This window comes from Ensifer sp. VA4, assembly GCF_055710065.1.
In genome coordinates this window covers 46,623-67,408 of the sequence record NZ_JBVQPO010000017.1, presented here as the reverse complement: position 1 = coordinate 67,408, position 20,786 = coordinate 46,623, and the positions used below count along the sequence as shown (strand labels likewise).

The 20,786-nt window shown below is 63.4% G+C and carries 20 protein-coding genes and 1 pseudogene; 13 read left to right on the top strand and 8 right to left on the bottom strand.

The annotated features are described in order from the left end of the window. The first annotated feature begins 1 nt into the window (after position 1). The 5 genes from AC0C6X_RS26550 to AC0C6X_RS26530 all read left to right on the top strand — a co-directional run bounded on the left by AC0C6X_RS26550 (position 2) and on the right by AC0C6X_RS26530 (position 6,214). On the top strand, positions 2–292 hold the full coding sequence (locus AC0C6X_RS26550) for a hypothetical protein (protein ID WP_246304578.1): 291 nt from the start codon (positions 2–4) through the stop codon (positions 290–292). Between the two features lie 30 nt (positions 293–322). Next, on the top strand, positions 323–2,326 hold the full coding sequence (locus tag AC0C6X_RS26545; RefSeq protein WP_173519869.1) for an acetyl-CoA carboxylase biotin carboxylase subunit: 2,004 nt from the start codon (positions 323–325) through the stop codon (positions 2,324–2,326). 40 nt (positions 2,327–2,366) lie between these two features. Further along, entirely contained in the window at positions 2,367–4,505 is a 2,139-nt protein-coding gene (scpA, locus tag AC0C6X_RS26540; protein WP_173519868.1) for a methylmalonyl-CoA mutase, read from the top strand. A gap of 338 nt (positions 4,506–4,843) precedes the next feature. Further along, positions 4,844–5,434: a VOC family protein gene (locus tag AC0C6X_RS26535; protein WP_173519867.1), complete on the top strand. Its 591-nt coding sequence runs from the start codon at positions 4,844–4,846 to the stop codon at positions 5,432–5,434. Between the two features lie 90 nt (positions 5,435–5,524). Continuing rightward, positions 5,525–6,214, top strand: coding sequence for a glutathione S-transferase family protein (locus AC0C6X_RS26530; RefSeq protein WP_173519866.1), 690 nt, complete (start codon positions 5,525–5,527; stop codon positions 6,212–6,214). A gap of 37 nt (positions 6,215–6,251) precedes the next feature. Here the strand turns inward: AC0C6X_RS26530 and AC0C6X_RS26525 are convergent, their stop codons facing one another. The 3 genes and pseudogenes from AC0C6X_RS26525 to phnF form a co-directional block, all read right to left on the bottom strand. Continuing rightward, complete coding sequence (locus tag AC0C6X_RS26525; protein ID WP_173519865.1) at positions 6,252–6,878, bottom strand: hypothetical protein; 627 nt, start codon at positions 6,876–6,878, stop codon at positions 6,252–6,254. A 34-nt stretch (positions 6,879–6,912) separates the two neighbouring features. Continuing rightward, positions 6,913–8,308 (bottom strand): annotated as a pseudogene (locus AC0C6X_RS26520) (selenium-binding family protein). A 161-nt stretch (positions 8,309–8,469) separates the two neighbouring features. Next, on the bottom strand, positions 8,470–9,207 hold the full coding sequence (gene phnF, locus AC0C6X_RS26515; protein ID WP_376741706.1) for a phosphonate metabolism transcriptional regulator PhnF: 738 nt from the start codon (positions 9,205–9,207) through the stop codon (positions 8,470–8,472). Between the two features lie 84 nt (positions 9,208–9,291). Between phnF and phnG the strand changes: the two genes are divergently transcribed. From phnG to AC0C6X_RS26475, 8 genes are all read left to right on the top strand, one after another. Then, a complete protein-coding gene (gene phnG, locus AC0C6X_RS26510; protein WP_173519863.1) occupies positions 9,292–9,759 on the top strand; it encodes a phosphonate C-P lyase system protein PhnG in 468 nt (155 codons plus the stop codon). Continuing rightward, the gene (phnH, locus tag AC0C6X_RS26505; RefSeq protein ID WP_173519862.1) at positions 9,759–10,367 is read left to right on the top strand and encodes a phosphonate C-P lyase system protein PhnH; all 609 of its coding nucleotides are present in this window, start codon (positions 9,759–9,761) and stop codon (positions 10,365–10,367) included. The genes phnG and phnH overlap by 1 nt, the downstream gene beginning before the upstream one ends. Positions 10,368–10,370: 3 nt before the next feature. After that, positions 10,371–11,480, top strand: coding sequence for a carbon-phosphorus lyase complex subunit (locus AC0C6X_RS26500; RefSeq protein WP_173519861.1), 1,110 nt, complete (start codon positions 10,371–10,373; stop codon positions 11,478–11,480). Continuing rightward, on the top strand, positions 11,477–11,752 hold the full coding sequence (locus tag AC0C6X_RS26495; protein ID WP_173519860.1) for a hypothetical protein: 276 nt from the start codon (positions 11,477–11,479) through the stop codon (positions 11,750–11,752). Before AC0C6X_RS26500 ends, AC0C6X_RS26495 begins: the two co-directional genes overlap by 4 nt. Beyond that, entirely contained in the window at positions 11,749–12,627 is an 879-nt protein-coding gene (locus AC0C6X_RS26490) for an alpha-D-ribose 1-methylphosphonate 5-phosphate C-P-lyase PhnJ (protein ID WP_173519859.1), read from the top strand. Before AC0C6X_RS26495 ends, AC0C6X_RS26490 begins: the two co-directional genes overlap by 4 nt. Then, a complete protein-coding gene (gene phnK / locus AC0C6X_RS26485; protein ID WP_173519858.1) occupies positions 12,624–13,400 on the top strand; it encodes a phosphonate C-P lyase system protein PhnK in 777 nt (258 codons plus the stop codon). The genes AC0C6X_RS26490 and phnK overlap by 4 nt, the downstream gene beginning before the upstream one ends. A 65-nt stretch (positions 13,401–13,465) precedes the next feature. Continuing rightward, positions 13,466–14,173 (top strand): phosphonate C-P lyase system protein PhnL, encoded by a 708-nt coding sequence (gene phnL, locus AC0C6X_RS26480; protein ID WP_472956059.1) that lies wholly within the window; start codon positions 13,466–13,468, stop codon positions 14,171–14,173. Next, positions 14,170–14,784, top strand: coding sequence for a DapH/DapD/GlmU-related protein (locus AC0C6X_RS26475; RefSeq protein ID WP_173519856.1), 615 nt, complete (start codon positions 14,170–14,172; stop codon positions 14,782–14,784). Before phnL ends, AC0C6X_RS26475 begins: the two co-directional genes overlap by 4 nt. Before the next feature lie 65 nt (positions 14,785–14,849). On the opposite strand, the gene AC0C6X_RS26470 is transcribed toward AC0C6X_RS26475, so the two are convergent. From AC0C6X_RS26470 to AC0C6X_RS26450, 5 genes are all read right to left on the bottom strand, one after another. Then, positions 14,850–15,446 (bottom strand): DUF922 domain-containing Zn-dependent protease, encoded by a 597-nt coding sequence (locus AC0C6X_RS26470; protein WP_472956058.1) that lies wholly within the window; start codon positions 15,444–15,446, stop codon positions 14,850–14,852. 180 nt (positions 15,447–15,626) lie between these two features. Then, positions 15,627–16,151, bottom strand: coding sequence for a DUF992 domain-containing protein (locus tag AC0C6X_RS26465; RefSeq protein ID WP_472956057.1), 525 nt, complete (start codon positions 16,149–16,151; stop codon positions 15,627–15,629). A gap of 357 nt (positions 16,152–16,508) precedes the next feature. Continuing rightward, positions 16,509–18,227, bottom strand: coding sequence for a dihydroxyacetone kinase family protein (locus AC0C6X_RS26460; RefSeq protein ID WP_472956054.1), 1,719 nt, complete (start codon positions 18,225–18,227; stop codon positions 16,509–16,511). 11 nt (positions 18,228–18,238) lie between these two features. After that, a complete protein-coding gene (locus AC0C6X_RS26455; protein ID WP_472956052.1) occupies positions 18,239–19,174 on the bottom strand; it encodes a sugar phosphate isomerase/epimerase family protein in 936 nt (311 codons plus the stop codon). Between the two features lie 46 nt (positions 19,175–19,220). Further along, complete coding sequence (locus tag AC0C6X_RS26450; protein ID WP_472956051.1) at positions 19,221–20,759, bottom strand: tripartite tricarboxylate transporter permease; 1,539 nt, start codon at positions 20,757–20,759, stop codon at positions 19,221–19,223. Positions 20,760–20,786: the final 27 nt, after the last annotated feature.

The following is a 20,786-nucleotide window of genomic DNA, read 5'->3' as shown; positions in this document are numbered from 1 at the left end:
GATGGAACGGGAGCCAGAGCGCGTCATGACGCCGGAAGAGGCCCGGCGCGACCATTGGCAGATGCTGCGTTACATGAGCGTCAACGCGCTGATCGGCGGGGCGATCGGGGCGCTGACGGCCGGGGTGCTCATCTGGCTCAACATCGGCGCCGTCGGTACCCATATCGCCCGCTCCACCAGCCCGGTTCTCGCGACCCTCATGGTCGTCGTGCCCTTCACTTTGCTCTTCGCAGGTGCTGCCGCGGCATCGTCGATCGCGCTTTTGCCCTATCGCCGCAAATTCAAACGCTGACGCGCCATGAAGGCTTTGAAAGAGAAACAAATGATCAAGAAAATCCTCATCGCCAACCGTGGTGAAATCGCCTGCCGCGTCATCAAGACCGCGAAGAAGCTCGGCATTGCGACGGTCGCTGTCTACTCCGACGCCGACCGCGACGCGATGCATGTGCGCATGGCGGATGAGACCGTGCATATCGGCCCCTCGCCGTCAGCTCAGTCCTATATCGTCATCGACAAGATCATCGACGCGATCCGCAAGACCGGCGCCGATGCCGTCCATCCTGGCTACGGTTTTCTATCCGAAAACGCCATCTTTGCCGACGCCTTGGAAAAGGAAGGGGTCGCCTTCATCGGTCCGCCGGTTGGCGCGATCCAGGCAATGGGCGACAAGATCACCTCCAAGAAGCTGGCCGCAGAAGCCGGCGTCTCGACGGTTCCGGGCCATATGGGCCTCATCGAGGATGCCGACGAGGCCGTTAGGATCGCCGCGTCGATTGGCTATCCCGTGATGATCAAGGCGTCCGCCGGCGGCGGCGGCAAGGGCATGCGCATCGCCTGGAACGACCAGGAGGCGCGCGAAGGCTTCCAGTCCTCGAAGAACGAGGCAAAGAACGCCTTCGGCGACGACCGCATCTTCATTGAAAAGTTCGTGACCGAACCGCGCCATATCGAGATTCAGGTGCTCGGCGACAAGCACGGCAACACGCTCTATCTCGGAGAGCGCGAGTGCTCGATCCAGCGGCGCAACCAGAAAGTCATCGAGGAGGCCCCCTCACCCTTCCTCGATGCCGAGACCCGCAAGGCCATGGGCGAACAGGCTGTCGCGCTCGCCAGGGCGGTCGGCTACCACTCGGCCGGCACCGTGGAATTCATCGTCGACGGCAAGCGCAACTTCTACTTCCTGGAGATGAACACCCGCCTGCAGGTGGAGCATCCGGTGACCGAGCTCATCACCGGGCTCGACCTCGTCGAGCAGATGATCCGTGTCGCCGCCGGCGAAAAGCTCGCTTTCGGCCAGGAGGACGTGAAGCTTAATGGCTGGGCTATCGAAAGCCGGCTCTATGCCGAAGACCCTTATCGCAACTTCCTGCCATCGATCGGCCGGCTGACGCGCTACCGTCCCCCCGTCGAGGGCGCGCGCGACAACGGCACGGTGACGCGCAACGACACCGGTGTCTTCGAGGGTGGCGAGATCTCGATGTTCTACGACCCGATGATCGCCAAACTCTGCACCTGGGCACCGGACCGGCCTATGGCGGTCGAGGCAATGGCCGACGCGCTCGACCAGTTTGAGGTGGAAGGCATCGGCCATAACCTGCCGTTCCTTGCAGCTGTCATGCAGCAACAGCGCTTCCGCGAGGGCCGGCTGACGACCGCCTATATCGCCGAGGAATTCGCCGACGGCTTCCATGGCGTTGCGGGCGACGAGCAGTCGCTGCGCAAGCTTGCTGCCGTCGCCGTCTCGATCAACCAGGTACTGCAGGAACGCGCCAGCCAGATCTCCGGCACGATCGGCAATCATCGCCGCGTCGTCGGCCATGATTGGGTGGTGAGCCTCGCCGATCGCGATCTCGCCGTAACTGCCGGCGCATCCGCCGACGGATCCTTTGTGAGCTTCGCCGATGGCACGTCGGTGACCATCGCCGGCGACTGGGCGCCCGGTCGTACGCTTGCCACCTTCAACATCGACAATGAGCCCATGAGCGTCAAAGTCGAGCTGGTCGGAACCGCCCTCCGGCTGCGCTGGCGCGGCATTGATGTCGTCACACATGTCAGGAGCCCGCGCGTTGCGGAACTCGCGCGGCTGATGCCGAAGAAATTGCCGCCGGACACGTCGCGCATGCTGCTCTGCCCGATGCCCGGCGTCATCACCTCGGTCTCGGTCAAGGCGGGGGATACCGTCGAGGCGGGGCAGGCGCTCGCGGTCGTCGAGGCAATGAAGATGGAGAACATCCTGCGCGCCGAAAAACGGGCCGTGGTCAAGCGCGTGGCGGTCGCTGCCGGCGCTAGCCTCGCCGTCGACGAACTGATCATGGAATTCGAATGATGGCGCTCGCCGTCGACGCCATCGTCCAGGAGAACATCCGATGACCGACAAGACCATCAAGGACTGGGAAGCGCTCGCCGAGCGTGAACTCAAGGCAGCGCCGGAAAGCCTCACCTGGCAGACGCCGGAGGGCATTGCGGTAAAGCCGCTCTACACGGCCGACGATCTCGCCAGCATCAATCATCTGAATTCGCTGCCGGGCTTCGAGCCATTCCTGCGCGGACCGCGCGCCACCATGTATGCCGGCCGCCCCTGGACGATCCGCCAATATGCGGGCTTCTCCACCGCCGAGGCCTCGAACGCCTTCTACCGCAAGAACCTCGCGGCGGGCCAGAAGGGTCTTTCGGTCGCCTTCGATCTTGCAACCCACCGCGGCTACGACAGCGATCATCCGCGCGTCGAGGGCGATGTCGGCAAGGCGGGTGTGGCGATCGACTCGGTCGAGGACATGAAGATCCTGTTCGACGGAATCCCGCTCGACGAAATGTCGGTGTCGATGACCATGAACGGCGCGGTCATCCCAATCCTCGCCTCCTTCATCGTTGCCGGCGAAGAACAGGGCGTTTCGCGCGACAAGCTTTCAGGCACCATCCAGAACGACATCCTGAAGGAGTTCATGGTCCGCAACACCTATATCTACCCACCCGAACCGTCGATGCGCATCGTCGCCGATATCATCGAATACACGGCCAAGGAGATGCCGAAGTTCAACTCGATCTCGATTTCCGGCTACCACATGCAGGAGGCCGGCGCGACGCTGGTGCAGGAGCTCGCCTTCACGCTCGCGGACGGACGTGAATATGTGCGCGCGGCGTTGGCGAAGGGTCTGAATGTCGATGACTTCGCCGGCCGGCTCTCCTTCTTCTTCGCAATCGGCATGAACTTCTTCATGGAGGCAGCGAAGCTGCGGGCAGCGCGTCTGCTCTGGACGCGGATCATGAAGGAGTTCGAGCCGAGGAAGCCGTCCTCGCTGATGCTGCGCACCCACTGCCAGACCTCCGGCGTCTCGCTGCAGGAGCAGGATCCCTACAACAACATCATCCGCACGGCCTTCGAGGCGATGTCGGCGGCCCTCGGCGGGACGCAATCACTGCACACCAACTCCTTCGACGAGGCGATTGCGCTGCCGACGGAGTTTTCTGCACGCATCGCCCGCAACACGCAGCTGATCCTGCAGCACGAGACCGGTGTCACCAAGGTGGTCGATCCGCTCGCCGGCTCCTATTACGTCGAAAGCCTGACCAACGAGCTCGCAGAAAAAGCCTGGCTACTGATCGAAGAGGTCGAGGCGATGGGCGGCATGACCCGCGCCGTCAATGCGGGCCTGCCGAAGCGGCTGATCGAAGAGGCGGCGACCCGTCGCCAGGCGGCGGTCGACAAGGGCGAGGAGATCATCGTCGGCGTCAACAAGTACCGCCTCGACAATGAGGAGCCGATCGACATCCTCGAGATCGACAACAGCGCCGTGCGAGCCGCGCAGATCCGCCGCATCGAGGAGACCAAGCGGCGACGCGACAGCATCAAGGTCGAGGAGACTCTAGGCGCCCTTTCCGAGGTGGCACGTACCGGCGAAGGCAATCTGCTTGCCGCCGCCGTTGAGGCGGCACGGGCGCGCGCGACCGTCGGCGAGATTTCCGACGCGATGCGCAGAGCTTTCGGCGACCACGCGGCAACGCCCAAGGTCGTCAGCAAGATCTACGGCAAGGCCTACGAGGGCGAGCCGGAACTCGACGTTCTCTCCGGACGTCTCGACGAGGTTTCGGCAAAACTTGGCCGCAGGCCGAAGATCATGGTTGCCAAGCTCGGCCAGGACGGGCATGACCGCGGCGCCAAGGTGATCGCGTCTGCCTTCGGCGACATCGGCTTCGACGTACTTGCGGGGCCGCTATTCCAGACGCCGGATGAGGCTGCGGACATGGCGCTGGCCAACAAGGTCAATGTCATCGGCGTCTCATCGCTTGCGGCCGGCCACAAGACCCTGATGCCGCAACTCGCGGAAGCCCTGAAGAAGCGCAGCGGCGAAGATGTCATCATCATCTGCGGCGGTGTCATCCCGCGCCAGGACTATGACTACCTGATGGACAACGGCGTTTCGGCCGTCTTCGGCCCGGGCACCAACGTGCTCGACGCGGCGCGCGCCGTGCTCGACCTGATCGAGGGCAAGCGCCGCAATATCTGACACGGAGGCGGAGGTCTCTGGCTCTCTGCTGTCTCGCGCGGTTGTTGTCGCCGGTCGGTGCAACTATGTTGTGTCGATGACGTCGATCGCCGAAGTGTTCGGCCCCTCCGCCCTCATGGGGCGCCTGCTTGGCCGCTTCTGGCCGCAACTCCTGTTGATCGGGACCTGCGGCTACATCGTGCATGATCCCTGATGCTTGGCGCTCAACTCGTTCCTCGCAGCTTCCCCCTGCATTGGCGCTTGCCTTCTTCTCGCGACGGACGACAATCGAGTGCAGCGGAAAGGGTGAAACCAGATACCGTTTCGCCCCGGTCCTCCGCTTCATCGGGAGGCCATTCATGCGAAAACTGCAATCGCAAGGGGTTCATCACATCACGCTCGTCGGCGCCGACCGGCAGACGTCGATCGATTTCTGGGAGGGGCTTCTCGGCATGCCCTTCATCTTCGAGCAGCCGAACCTCGACCGGGCAAGCGAAAGCCATCTCTATTTCGACCCGGGCGATGGCCGCCTGATCACCATCTTCACCGACGAGAACCGCAAGCCCGCCCCCGAGCGAACACCGACGGATATCGGCTGCGTGCACCACATCGCCTTCGCCGTCTCGCGCGCGACGTTCAACCAGGCGGTGGAGCGACTCGACGAGCGGAACATCCAGCACAGTGGCGTCAAGGATCGCGGCTTCATGGACTCGATCTACTTCGAGGATCCTTTGGGGCTGCTGATCGAACTTGCCTCCTATCGCTTCGAGCCGCCGCCGAGCCACAGCCATGCCGAGGTGCTGATGGAGGCACACAGGGTCAGGGTCGCACGCGGCGACTACAATATCGCCGAGGTGCACTTGGCCGATGCGATCGAGGCACTGACCGCGCGCGCCCGCCCGACGCTGTCGTCCGACCGGCAGCCGAAGGATCCGTATCGGTCGCGATAAATTCAGTCGCGCTCACCGCCTATCGTCCAACGCGCGCAACCGGCCGGCAAGGCAGCAATTGCGGTATCGCGACCAAAAGGGAGGAGTGACATGTCTGCAATCAAGCTCAACGTGATCAAGCCCAGCGTCAACAACATGACGGTGCGCGTCTTCTTGCGGGCAGCCAAACTCGATTTCAGCGAGCAAGACGTCTTTGGCCAGACCCGGACGGCCGAATATCTGGCGAAGGCTCCGTCGCATCTGACACCGATGATGGAGACTGCGGAGCTGCCCAAGGGTGCCCTGTGGGAGAGCTGCGCGATCATGCAGTATCTTTGCAACAAGCACGGGCTCGACGACTTCTATCCCAAGGATCCCGAGACCCGCGCCATGATCGATAGCGCCATGTTCTACCTTATCGGCACCTTCTATCCCTATCTCGCGCGGGCCACCTACCCGGCGCTGAACTTCCCGCTCTATCCGGGCGAAGTCGGTTGCAGCGATGCCGACGCGGAGACGAAGGAGAAGGCGCGACGGGCAGCCGTAGAGGCGCTTGCCGAACCGCTTGACGTCTTTCGGGCGTTCTATATCGGCGACAAGCCCTTCATCGGCGGATCCAAGCCGTCGATCGCCGACATCCGGCTCGCAGCAACCCTCGAGTTCCTGGCGGCAATCGACTACGCGCTTCCGGACTGGGCGAAGACCTACGTCGGCAACATGGAGAGGACGCTCGGTAATGCCTACACCGAACCGGCCACCGACGTGCGCGGTTACATCAGCTATGTGAAGGCCCAAGGTTAGGCGCATCCCCGCCTCGATCGGCGGTCATAGCACGGGTTCACTGGACGAGAAGCACGATACCGGTCGCGCTCAGGGCCACCGTCCAGAGGTGGTCAAAATTGATCCAGGCCGAGCGAAGTGCTGCCAGGCCAAGCCATTCGAAGACGGCAATCGCCATCGCCGCGACGACGGCCAGCATTGCCGCGCCATGAACGGCAACAGCGGCAAGCGCGACCGGCAGCGAGCCTGCGACCGCAAGGTCTCCGGCTCGATCCACGACGCAGAGACTGAGGACCGCCGGAACCAACATCAGGCCCGCCCCGTGACTCGTCGCCATCAGGAAGGACCAGAGGCCAAGTCCGGCCATGCCGGCACGCATGCCGACCCTCACCCGGTGCCGGTGTCCGCAAAACGCGCCGTACGCAGCGACGCTGAGAATGAGCAGTGCCGCGACGAGCCTGAAATGGTGCGGCTCCAACACCGCGCCGAACGTGACGACCACCGCCAGCGTGAGCGCAGCGGAGGCGGCATGACCGACAGCAATCGGAGCAAGCGACAACCACACGATCCGGCGGCTCTGGCGGTGAAGCCCGAGCGCCACCGCAAAGAGCCAACCCATCGCCGGATTGATGCCGTGAAAGGCGCCGAGACCGATAATCGAAAGCCATGGCCAGACGGTCGTCATTCGCCCTGAGAGGACCGCATGGTCGCCCCCCTCCCTATGGATAACAATAGGAATCGGACGAGCAGTCGCCGCCTTCGAGGCGAACCTGATGCGGGCGGTGGCCTTTCGGCCAGTCGACGAAAAAGTTCTCGTCGAAGGCGATGCCGCCACCGTCGGCGACATCGAGTTTGACCATCCATCCGTCGACACCATCAGGGTAGAATTGCGGATCGATGGCGCCATAGAGCGAATTGGTGAAATAGACCCGCTTGCCGTCACGGCTGATCTCCACCATCTGTGGGCCGCCGTTCAGCGCTCCGTTTACAGTCTTCGGATGGGAGGCACGCGAAACGATCCCGCCGATCCGCACCCGGCCCGTTTTCCTTCGGCGCGAAGGGGTCGGAAACGTCGTATTGGATCATGTCGCCGGTGCCCCAGCAGGAGACGTAAAGGAAGCGGTCGTCCATCGAGAGATCGATATCGGTGACGAGCGGCGCGACTGCGCTGAAACCTTTCAGCACCGGCGGTAACAGATCCGGGTCCGCCGGTTCTGCCGGAATCTCGATCACCTTCTTCACGGCCCATCGCTCGCCGTCACGATACCAGGTCCAGATCGAGGCCGAGAGGTCCTTGAGGCTGATGACGCAGCCAACGAAGCCATAGGCCTTGGTCGGATCATGGGCCGGGCGCAGTTCGAAGACGAGCTGGTGCTCCTCGCCGAAATCGATCTCCTGCAGGTGCTTGCGCTTGTGCAGGTCCCAGAAATGTAAGCGGCGGCCATATTTCGAGCCGAGCAGCACCTCCGGAACCAGCCCGTTCTCGAACGTATCCGGCGTGCCCCATTCGCTGGTGATCATCGTGTCATGGCCGAGGTGCCACCAGAAATCATAGGCGAGTTTCTGCGGACCTCGATCCATTTCCCATTGCCCGAGCACGTCGAAGCTCCGATGGTCGAGCAGGAAGATGCCGCCGGGCGCATTGCCGTCGCGATCGGCGAGCGCATTGACGTAAATCCCCTCGGGTCCGCAGTGGGTCGTGTGCAGCCGCGAATAATTCGCCTTCTCAGCGATCTCCGAAGGCTCGATCACCCGGACGATCGTCGGATTGCGCGGATCCGGCCTGGTGTCGATGATGTGCAGACGCGAGGATCGCAAACCCGGCACCACCAGATACCGCCGCTCGACATGCGGATGGGGCGCATTGGGGCACAGGCACGAGGAGCAGGCATTCCAGCCGAAATGGTGCAACTCGTCGCCGACATTCGGCATCTCGACCTGGCCGACGATCTGCGAATAGCTTGAAGACGCCGGGTCGACGTCAACGACTGCAATCGCGTCCGGCCTTGTTCGCTCGGGATCGAACGCCGCCACATAGGCAAGCGTTTCCTTTGGAGCCTTGGCCGCCATGCGCGGTGATGGATAGAAGGAAGGATCGGGTCGCCACGTCGCCATTTCCATTCTCCCTGCGAGAATTCCCAATGCGTGGATCCTGATGCAGGTATCGGTGATGCGGCAAAAACACGTCGGAAATGCGACCTATCCGCCTTATTTCCTCGATCGAACGCTTGAAGCTGGGTGTGGCGTCGTCGCCGTGGGCAGTTGGCGGCGCTATCCTATGTCTCGATCCGCAGTTTCATCCGGTCCGCCGCAAAGCGGCTGCGGGAAAACTCAACCGGTATACCGTTGAGATCGGCATTGAGCGATTGCGCCTCGAGGACGATCGCACCCGGCGAAAGCTGCAGCATCGAAAGTTCCTCGGCGTCGGCATGGCGGGCGACGATCTCGGTCGAGGCGCGCACATAGTCATCCAGGCCATGGGCGGCGAAGGCCTTGGTGACGGAATGCAAGCGCTCGAACTCCTCGGCCATGCGCGGAAACCGATGCGCCGGATAGTAGCTCGATGACACCGAGAGCGGGCGGCCGTCGCCGCTGCTGACGGTCCTGAGTTCGATCACCGGATCACCGGGCCTGATGCCAAGTGCTGTCGCCACTTCGCCGGTTGCCGGCACTTCGGTATGCGCAATCAGTCTGGTTCCGATCTCCTTCACCTGATGGCCGAGGCCCTGTGAGAACCGCGTGCGCTTCGAGATCGGATAACTCACCCTTTCCTTGCGTTCGATGATCGTGCCGCGTCCCTGGACGGCCCGCACCAGCCCCTCTTCGGCAAGGGCCGCCAGCGCACTTCTGACCGTGTGCCGATTGACGCCAAACTCGCCGGCGAGCGCCGTTTCGGGCGGCACCATGCCGGTCGCGTCATAGTCGCCATTGCTGATGGCCAGGCGGATCCTGTCGGCGATCTGCCGCCAGAGAGCGACACCGGTCTGGCGTTCCACCACTTTTCGCATTGCCATGTCACAAGCCTGTCATTTGCCGACGTTATGGAAAAGTATAAGATGTACAGTTGTCTAGATCAATAGACATTTGAGGTGAAAATAATGGATGCGAAGCTGAAACAGGAAAGCCCGCCGGACCCGGCGCGCAAGAAAGCCATGGGGCTGCTCGCCCGCGCAACCTTCGACGAGCTCAATGCCGCCTGGGAAACACTGGCCGATAAACCGGAGGTTCATCCGGTCCGCGGCCCGGAAACAGGTCTCGTCATGGTGCGCGGCCGGATCGGCGGCGGCGGAGATCCATTCAATCTTGGCGAGGCTACGGTCTCGCGCGCGACCATCCGGCTTTCGACCGGCGAGATCGGCCACGGGCAGATGCTCGGTACCGACAGGCAGCGCGCCCGCCTGGCGGCAATCTTCGACGCCCTTTCCCAGTGCGCTGGCAACAAGGCAGATGTCGCGTCCCTGCTTCGCCGCGTGGCCGAGCGGATCGCGCAGGAAGAACGCCGCAAGGCCGAAGAGACTGCGGCTACCCGCGTCGACTTTTTCACCATGGTCCGGGGAGACGACTGATGGCCAGCCAATCGCAGATCTACGCCGGCGCTTTCGCGGATCCGGTCTTTGCCGCCCAATCCGTCTTCCGCTGCCTGATGGACGGTTTCGCTCGTCCGGGCACGATCAAGCACCTCGAGACGACGGGCACCCCACCCGCTCCGCTCAGCGTCGCTGCCGGAGCGGTAGCGCTCACACTTTGCGATCATGACACGCCCATCTGGCTCACTTCGGCGCTCGGAAAATCGGCCGTTCCGCAATGGATCTCCTTCCACACGGGTGCCTCCGCCACCGTCAGCAAGACGGATGCCCGCTTCGCCTTCATCGAAAAAGGCGCCGCCTTCCCCGGTTTCGACCAGTTCTCGCTCGGCACGCAGGAATACCCGGATCGTTCAACGACGCTCGTCATCGAAGTCGAGGCGCTGACCGGCGGCCAAGTGCTCACCGCCAAGGGTCCCGGGATCAAGGGCGAGACGGAAATTGCCGTGAAGGGCCTGCCCGACGTCTTCCTCGAATTCTGGACGAGCAATCGCGCGATCTTCCCGCGCGGTGTCGATCTCGTGCTGACGGCCGGAGACAGGCTCGTCTGCCTGCCGCGCACAACCCGTCTTTCGCTCAAGGAGGCGTGACCCATGTATGTTGCCGTCAAGGGCGGGGAAGCCGCCATTGCCAATGCGCACCGCCTTCTCGCAGACCGCCGGCGCGGCGATCGCAACCTGCCTTCGATCACTATCGATCAGGTGGTCGAGCAGCTCGGCCTCGCCGTCGATCGCGTCATGGCAGAGGCCTCACTCTACGACCGCGCACTTGCGGCGCTCGCCGTGCGCCAGGCGCGTGGCGACATGATCGAGGCGATTTTCATCCTGCGCGCCTATCGCACGACGTTGCCGCGCTTCGGCTATTCCGAACCGGTCGATACCGCCAACATGAAGGTCGAACGCCGCGTATCTGCGACGTACAAGGATCTGCCCGGGGGCCAGTTGCTCGGGCCGACCTTCGACTACACGCACCGTCTGCTCGACCCGTCGCTGATCTCTGACGAGACCGTCGAGGAGCCGGCAGCCAAGGAGCCGGGCGAACACGTGATGCGCGTCTCCGATATTCTCGATGGTGAAGGCCTGATCGAAGGTGACGGTCAGATGCCTGAAGGCCATGTGATGGGCGACCTCACCCGGGAGCCGATGGAGTTTCCGATGGCCCGGGACCTCCGCCTACAGGCGCTCGCCCGCGGCGACGAGGGTTTCCTGCTGGCGCTCGCCTACTCCACACAGCGCGGCTACGGCCGCACCCATCCCTTCGTCGGCGAAATTCGCATCGGCGAAGTGGAGGTCGAACTCGATCTGCCTGAACTCGGTTTTGCCGTCTCGCTCGGAACGATCCGCGTGACCGAATGCCAGATGGTCAACCAGTTCAAGGGTTCGGCAAAGCAGCCGCCGCAGTTCACCCGCGGCTACGGCCTCGTCTTCGGCCAGAGCGAACGCAAGGCGATGTCGATGTCGCTGGTCGACCGGGCGCTGAGGACCGACGAGTTCAGCGAGGACATCGTCGCCCCGGCGCAAGACCAGGAATTCGTCATTTCGCACGCCGACAATGTCCAGGCGACTGGCTTCGTGGAGCACTTGAAGCTGCCGCACTATGTCGACTTCCAGGCCGAACTCGACCTCGTCCGCCGGATGCGCCGTGACTATGAGGCCATGAATTCCGGCGAGACGCCGAAGGAACGACAGGAGGCCGCGGAATGATCGGGCAAACCGCGGTGACGTGCGGTGGCCGCTCAGTCGCCGCCACCATCTCCACCGCCGCAATCGCCGCCACTGTCGCCGCCAAAGACGACGCCGGCATCGCCGGATCCATCGTTTTTGCGCCCTTTGGCATTCGGCTGACGCTGGGCGCTGCGAGCAACCCAGAACAAGGTCGCTACCGCCGCGACGCCAGTCACAACAACCCGGAAAACTATCTCGCTCAAATCCTGGCCCCATCCGCGGTCGACACACTCAAGGGTAATCAGCGATGAACGACCTTGCCACCTATAATTTCGCCTATCTGGACGAACAGACGAAGCGCATGATCCGCCGCGCGATCCTCAAGGCGATCGCCATTCCCGGTTATCAGGTGCCCTTCGCCTCGCGCGAAATGCCGATGCCCTATGGCTGGGGCACCGGCGGCGTCCAGGTCACCGCCTCGATCCTCGGTCCGAAGGACGTGCTGAAGGTCATCGATCAGGGCGCTGACGACACCACCAATGCGGTTTCGATCCGCGCCTTCTTCCAGAAGGTCGCCAATGTCGCGGTGACCACCCGCACGAAAGAGGCGACGATCATCCAGACGCGCCACCGCATTCCGGAGGAGAAGCTAACCGAAGGCCAGATCCTCGTCTACCAGGTGCCGATCCCGGAGCCTCTGCGCTTCCTCGAGCCGCGCGAGACCGAGACGCGCAAGATGCATGCACTCGAAGAATACGGACTGATGCATGTGAAGCTCTACGAGGACATCGCTCGCAACGGCCATATCGCGACGACCTATGCCTATCCGGTCAAGGTCGAAGGGCGCTATGTCATGGACCCGTCGCCGACGCCAAAATTCGACAATCCGAAGATGCACATGTCGGAAGCGCTGCAACTCTTCGGCGCCGGCCGCGAGAAGCGCATCTACGCCGTACCACCCTATACCGACGTGGTCAGCCTCGACTTCGACGACCATCCCTTCGAGATTCAGAGCTTCGACAAGCCCTGCGCGCTCTGCGGCGCCGAGGACGTCTATCTCGACGAGGTGATCCTCGACGACAAGGGCGGACGCATGTTCGTCTGCTCCGATACCGACCATTGCGAAGACCGCCGCGCCTGCGGCCATGCAGGTCACATGCTCGCCCACCAGGAGGCCGCAGAATGAGTACCCTCCCCCTTCTGAAAGTGAACGACGTCTCGAAGTTCTACGGGAGCCGCATCGGCTGCCGTAACGTCTCCTTCGAGCTCTATCCGGGTGAAGTGCTCGCCATCGTCGGCGAGTCCGGCTCGGGCAAGACGACGCTTTTGTCGTGCCTGTCGACCCGCTTGATGCCGACGTCCGGCATCGTCGAATACCACATGCGGGATGGCCAGTACCGCGACCTCGCCCGCATGGGAGAAGCCGAGCGCCGCTTCCTGATGCGCACCGACTGGGGCTTCGTGCACCAGAACCCGGCTGAAGGTCTGCGCATGACGGTTTCGGCTGGTGCCAATGTCGGCGAGCGGCTGATGGCCGTCGGTGACCGCCACTACGGCAACATCCGCGCCACCGCCAGCGACTGGCTGGAGCGGGTGGAGATCGGCGTCGACCGCATCGACGACCAGCCGCGCGCCTTTTCCGGCGGCATGCGCCAGCGCCTGCAGATCGCCCGCAATCTCGTCACCTCCCCGCGCCTCGTCTTCATGGACGAGCCGACTGGCGGCCTCGACGTCTCGGTCCAGGCGCGCCTGCTCGATCTGGTGCGTGGCCTGGTGCACGACCTTGGCTTGGCGGCGATCATCGTCACCCATGACCTCGCCGTCGCCCGCCTTCTCTCGCACCGCATGATGGTGATGAAGGACGGCGCCGTCATCGAGCAGGGCCTCACCGACCGTGTGCTCGACGATCCGCGCGAGCCCTATACCCAGCTCCTCGTTTCTTCCATCTTGCAGGTGTGACGCATGATCCCGAAAAGTGAAAATCGGTTTTCGGCCCAGATCATGCGCAAAGGAAAGTAAGAACCATGGCAACACCTCTCGTTGTTTCCGAAGTCGCGAAAAGTTTCACCATGCACTTACGTGACGGCGTTCGTCGGCCCGTCGTCGCCAACGTCTCCTTCTCGGTCAAGGCGGGCGAGTGCGTCGTTCTCGGCGGCCCGTCCGGCGTCGGCAAGAGCTCGATCCTGAAAATGCTCTACGGCAATTACGGCGTCGATGAAGGCCAGATCCTGATGGATCACGACGGCAAGCTCGTAAACCTCGCAACGGCCGAACCGCGCACGGTGCTCGAAGTCCGGCGCACGACGCTCGGCTATGTCAGCCAGTTTCTGCGCGTCGTGCCGCGCGTCTCGGCGCTGGACATCGTGGCGGAACCGCTACAAGCCCGCGGCACGCCTCTCGAGGAAGCGCGCGCCCATGCGGCCGAGCTTCTGAGCAAGCTCAACCTGCCGCGCGAACTCTGGAGCCTACCGCCGGCCACCTTCTCCGGCGGCGAGCAGCAGCGCGTCAATATCGCCCGCGGCTTCATCACCGACCACAAGATCCTGCTGCTCGACGAGCCGACAGCTTCGCTCGACGCGAAGAACCGGGCGGTCGTGGTCGAGATGATCGTCGAGAAGAAGGCCAAGGGCACGGCGCTGATCGGTATTTTCCATGACGAGGAAGTGCGCGACGCCGTTGCCGACCGCATCCTGGACGTTTCGCTGTTTTCGCCACGAAAGGCCGCCGCATGAGCCCGAAGCTTGGGCTCGAACCCTTCATCCATCCGACGGCGAGCGTCAACAATTCGACGCTCGGCCGCTACACCGAGGTGCAGGAGCGTTCCCGACTCGACGAGGTCGAGTTCGGCGATTACTCCTACATCATGCAGGACGGCTCGATCTGGTGCGCGACGATCGGCAAATTCGTCAACATCGCAGCCGCCGTCCGCATCAATGCCACCAATCACCCGACATGGCGGGCGACGCTGCACCACTTCACCTATCGCGCGCCGAACTATTGGGACGATACCGAACTCGACCACGACCTATTCGCCTGGCGCAGATCCAACCGAGTAACGATCGGTCATGACGTGTGGATCGGCCATGGCGCAACCATCTTGCCCGGCGTCACCGTCGGCAACGGCGCGGTCATCGGCGCCGGCGCTGTCGTCTCGAAGGATGTCGCGCCCTACACCATCGTCGGCGGCGTGCCGGCGAAGCTCATCCGCGCCCGCTTCAACGAGGGCATCGGCGAACGGTTGGACGCGCTTGCCTGGTGGGACTGGGACCACCAGCGCCTCCGCCGCGCTCTCGACGATTTCCGCGAGTTGACGGCTGAGGAGTTCCTGGTGCGGTATGCTTGAGCGGATGGCCAATCAGGCCGCCGAGCATAGGTTCGGCGCCCTTTCGGCCAGAGAGGACCAGCGATCTACGGCCCGTTCACCAACCTCAGGATGAGCTGGTGGATATTGCCGCCGTCCGTCAGTTCGACCTGATCGAAGTCGCGGCTGCGCTGGCGTTGGGCTTGCGAAAGCGCACCAAGGCGCGAGGTCATTTCGCCCCTGATCTTTCGGCACTTGGGATCGTCAGGGACAGTGAGCCCCAAGGTCGCGCCTTCTATCGCGTGTACCATCTCCTTGATGAAATCACCGTGCACGCGTTCGTGCTTGCGCACGCCATCGATGAAGATGTCCCAGTTCTCCCGCGTGCCCGCAGGCAGCGGCTTTGCCGGCTTTGGTAGCGTATAGGTGATGATCAGCTTCGGCTTGGCGGTGGTCAGCACGCAGGCGCCGGCCTGTTCCTCGTATTTCCGCGTCCAGGTCAGCTTGAAATTGGTATGGGCGATCGCCCGGCCAAGGCCGGCTTTCGGACCGCGCTCGCCGATCGAGGCATAGAGTTCGGCGCCCGTCTGCCCCTCGATGCTATAGGGCGCTTCCTTCTCGACCGCCTGCCATTCGGCAGTGGCGGTCCGCGGCGCGGACGCGAGGCAAATGGCAACGACGCCAAGGCAAAGGCTTTTGCTCAATCCGAACCCTCGACATTCGCTTTTACGGCGCAGAACGCCGGTCGGCTTTCCTTAAACGGGAATCGCCGGAGTTCAAATGAAAAGGCACCGCAACTCGATTCGAGTGCGGTGCCCTTGTCGTTTTGTTCGGTCATGCCGGGCCCGTTGCGGGAGGAGTACAACTGGCCGTCGATACCGATCTTAGTTGACCGCCGTCAGTGTCATCGAGGTGCCGGTGGCCGCAAGGTTGAGGCCGATCTGGCCGGTCACGCTCACCGTCTGCAGATGGATCGAACCGGAGGTGCCGCCAACGAGGATGTTGGCACCGATGCCGGCGCCGACCGTCGCCTCAGCGGTTGCCCCCTGATAAAGACCACCGAGCGAGCCGCGGTGGTAGCCTGCGGTCGGTGCAAACACCGCCCAGATCAAGCGGCTTTGCGTCGTGAAGCCCACATCAACGCCCATCTTGCGGATGGCGCCGGAATAATGGTCGGATGCTTCGGCGCCCATCGTCGAACGGAAGACGCAATCCACTTCCTTGGCGGAACCCAGCACATAGCCGACGCCGCCGGCGATGTTGCAGTCGAGATAGCCGATCTTGACACCGTTGCTGGTATCGGGCTCAGGCTCAGGTTGAACAGTCGCGAGATCGGCTGCGTTTGCGGCCATCGCGCCAGCGAGAACCAGAGACGCTACGGATACCTTCACGGCAAAACTCTTTTTCATTCTTGTCTCCTTCTCGGAACGTCAGAAATGATTGGCAATGACCGGCGGCACACGAACTCGAGCACATAGCGCACGCTGCAGGAAATCAAAGCCATAGCCTGGCTTCGGGCAATTCCGTGGCAGGCTGTCTTCAGCCGAGAAAATTGATTGGGTTTCCCCAACAATGACCAGAGATTGTGTTGAAAAAGCCACGCCCGACGGCGCCCCCGGCCCGCTCGCGTCCGCAAGAGCGGAGGGCGGAGGGCGGAGGGCGGAGCGTATCCGGCGATGAAGATTCGACTCAAGAAAGGCGGCCACCACCCGCGGCAGATTGCGATCGGACGGCATTGCCGCCGCCCGATCCCGGCACTTAAAGCGTCAGGCCCTTGCGGCTTGCGCCAGGAACCCGTCGGCAACACGCGCCGTCAACGCCAGCGACACGGCGCCCGCATCCGGATGTCCGATGCTTTTTTCGGCAAGTGGGCGTGCGCGGCCAAGCTTCGGCGTCAGGCCGGAGGTTGCCTCGGCTGCTTCTGTCGCTGCTCTGGCAGCAGTCCTCCACGCCTCGGTCAGACGTTTGCCACTGGCAAATTCACGCTCCAGGGTCGCGACAAACGGCACCAGCGCGTCGACGAGCGTCTTGTCGCCAACGCGCGCACGGCCGAGGCGGGTGACGCCATCGAGCGCACGGCGGGCGCCATCGACGATGGCGGCGTCCGAAGGCGCCGTCTCGTCGTCGAAGGCATTGCTCCACGAACGCAACAACAGACCCCAGATCGCGCCCGAGGTGCCACCGGCGCGATCCGCCCAGGCATCACCCGCCACCGCCAGGACGCTTGCCGCTCCGGCGCCGGCCGCGACTGCCGTCTTTGCCGCCTCGTCGGCGGCGGCCGAACCACGGTGCATGCCCTGGCCATGGTCGCCATCGCCGGCGAAGGCGTCGATGCGGCCGAGTTCGTCTTCAGCCTGCTTCAACGCTTCGGCGATTTCACCAATCAGCCGGGCAATGCACCTGCCGCTTTCCCGGGATGCATCCGAGGCGGGTGCAAACGCAATCGCGCCGTCTTCGTCCTTGAGCTCGTCGGTCGCAGGCTCGGCGGCGATGATCGTGCCCTTGCGCAGCACCGGCGCATCGCAAGGAGCGCGCCAGTAGGTCTCAAGCTCGTCGTTCAGCCACATCAGCGTCAGCGAGCAGCCCTGCATGTCCAAACTGGTGACGAACTCGCCGCATTCGGGATCGACGATTTCGAAGCCGGCCGCCTTCAGTTCCTTCTCGATCGCCACCCAGAGGACGAAGAGTTCTTCGTACTTCGTCGCACCGAGACCGTTCAGGAGCGGTGCGACCTTGCGGGCATCAGCCGGCCGCTCGGCCAAAAGCTTGCCGACGAGAAGCTTGGCGAATTCGCTCGCCGACACCATCTTTTCTTCGCTGATGCCCGGCTCGCCGTGTATGCCAAGGCCAAGCGCCATCTCGCCCTTCGCCACGGTGAAGAGCGGCGCCTTGGCGCCCGGAAGCGTGCAGCCGCCAAAGGCTACCCCGAAGGAAACGGTGCGGTCATTGGCAAGGCGGGTGATGCGCTCGACCTCGTCGAGGGCGAGGCCCGCTTCGGCGGCCGCGCCGGCGATCTTGAAGACGACGAGGTCACCGGCGATGCCGCGGCGCTTCTCGGGCGTTTCGGCGGATGCGCTGGCGACGTCGTCCGTCACCGGCACGATGCGCACGTCGATGCCTTCGGCGCGCAGGCGTTCGGCTGCAACGCCGAAGTTCAGCACGTCGCCGGCATAGTTGCCGAAGCCGAGCAGGATACCACCGCCCTGATCGGCCTGGCGGCAGACACGGGCCACGGCCGCCGTCGAGGGCGAAGCGAAGACATCGCCGGCAACGGCCGCATCCGCCATGCCCGGACCGACATAGCCGGCAAAAGCGGGATAGTGCCCGGAGCCGCCGCCGATGACGACGGCGACCTTGCCCTTCGGCACCTTGGTCGAGCGAACGACGCCGCCCTTCACGAGACGGACGTTGCGCGCATAGATCGAACCGAAGCCGGCAAGCGCGGTCGTGGCGAACTCTTCCGGTGCGTCAAAGATGGTGGTCATCGCGTCTTCCCTTAGTCGCGAGGCAGAATGCGCCTCAGATAGTCCCGATTGGCCGCACTGACGGAGAGGCCGTCGCCGCCGTAGTGCTCGCAGAGGAACGGGCTGTTAAAGCCGTGGGCCAGCGCCATGCGGATGGCAGCACGGTAGTTGATCACACCGAACTCCAGCGGCGCCGGATGGGTGACGACCAGCCTCGATGTCTCGTCCTCGGTGCGGTAGTAGTTCTTGACGTGCCAGTATTTTGCGAATGGAGCGACCTTGGCCATCATCTGCTGCCAGTGCTCGACCGGGCGATGCAGACGCACGAGGTTGCCGAGGTCGGCGTTGATGCCGACATTGGCCATCCCGACATCGGTGATGAAGCGCACGGCACTGTCGGCCGAGCCGATATAGGTATCCTCGTACATCTCGAGCGCCAGCTCGATGCCGAGTTCCTCCGCATGGCGGCCGAGTTCACGAATGCGTTGAACCGCCTTCTGCCAGACGGCCGGGTCGTCGGGGTTCTTGACGCCATCGACCGTCCAGAACCAGAGCGCCTTCTTCTGTGCCTCGGTCAGCGGGCCGAAAAGGCCAAAGGATACGGAGCCCGCACCGATCGCCGCCGCGGTTTCGATGACGCGATGGCTGTAGGCGAGATATTCGTCGCCATGCTCGGGGTCGATCACGCTGCGCCGCGAGGTCGAGATAGCCGGCATGATAAGGCCGAGGTCGCGGGCGAGGTTGACGAAGCTGTCGAGCCGCTCTGGCGAGAGATCGGCTAGGCGGATCCAGCTATCGGTCGGGTCGAGTTCGGTGAAGCCGGCATCGACCACGTCGGCCAAGGTTTCGGCCCATTGCTCGACCGATTGCTCCTGCACCGAACTGCCGTCGGCGAGCACGTTCGGATACTGGATCATCGCGGCCGCGATCGGCCAGGTTTTACGGGTCCATTTGCGCGCGTCCGGCATGGCTCTCCTCACGGTTAATTGGACTTTCTGGGACAGGGCGGCTCTGTCAAGCCGCCGCGCTGCCGTCACTATGCGAGGCCTTGGCATCTGCCTTGCGCTTACGCGCCAGGCAGATCAGTCCGAAGACGAGCGGCGACAGCAAGAGCGCAACGCCGAGCGCCATCAGAGAGGAGACCAGCGGGTTCGACCAGAAGATGTTCAGGCTGCCGCCGGAGAGCAGCATCGACTGGCGGAAGGCGTCTTCCGCCTTGTCGCCGAGCACCATGGCGAGAACCAGCGGCGCCAGCGGGTACTCGAGCTTCTTGAACACGTAGCCGAGCACGCCGAAGCCGATGACGAGGAAGATATCGGAAACCGAGTTTGCCACCTGGTAGGCGCCGGAGAAGATCACCGCGACGATAACCGGGCCGATGATCGCGAAGGGCACGCGCAGGATCGAGGCGTAGAGCGGCACGGTGGCAATCACCAGGAACACCGCAACGACGTTGCCGAGATACATCGAGGCAATCAGGCCCCAGACGAAATCCGGCCGCTCGGTAAAGAGCATCGGACCCGGGGTCAGACCCCAGATCATCAGGCCACCCATCATCACCGCAGCCGTCGCCGAACCCGGGACGCCGAGCGCCAGCATCGGCAGCAGCGCCGAGGTACCGGCGGAATGATCGGCGGTTTCCGGGGCCACGACGCCACGCGGATCGCCCTTGCCGAACTTCGACTTGTCGCGCGCCGAGCGGCGGGCAACGCCGTAGCTCATGAAGGAGGCGGCCGTCGGGCCGGCGGGCGTGATGCCCATCCATATGCCGATGATCGTCGAACGCAGGATCGTAAACCAGTAGCGCGGGATCTCGACCAGCGTGCGGCCGATCTCGACGAGCTTGACGCGCGCCTTGATACCCTCGAAGCGCAGTCCCTCCTCGGTCGTCAGCAAAAGCTCGCCGATACCGAAGAGGCCCATGACGGCGATCAGGAAGCTGACGCCCTTCATCAGGGTCGGGATGTCGAAGGTCAGCCTGAGATCGCCGGAAATCGTGTCCATGCCGACGGAAGCAAGCGCAAAGCCGAGCATCATCGAGACGAGCGTCTTGAAGGGCGATTGCGCGCCCATGGAGATGAAGCTTGCGAAGGCGAGGAAATAGACGGCGAAATATTCGGGCGACGAGAAGCGCAACGCAAAGTTTGCGACCCAGCCGGAGAGCAGCGTGATCATGACGACGCCGGCGAGCGCGCCGATACCGGCGGATACGAAGGCAAGCGTCAGAGCCCGGCTCGCTTGACCGGCTTTCGCCATCGGATAACCATCGAAGGTCGTCGCTACCGACGAGGGCTCACCAGGAATGTTGAAGAGGATCGACGTGGTCGATCCGCCAAAGAGTGCGCCCCAATACATGCAGGAGAGCAGGATGATGGCGGAGATCGGGTCCATCGAGAAGGTCAGCGGCAGCAACAGCGACACGCCGTTCGGCGCGCCGAGTCCCGGCAGTACGCCGACCAGAATGCCGAGCGTGACGCCGACCATCATCAGCAGGATGTGGTTCCAGCTGAGGATGTGGCCGAAGCCATCGATCAGAAGACCGATATTTTCCATGTCATTCCTCCCGGGAAAGCTTAGGCG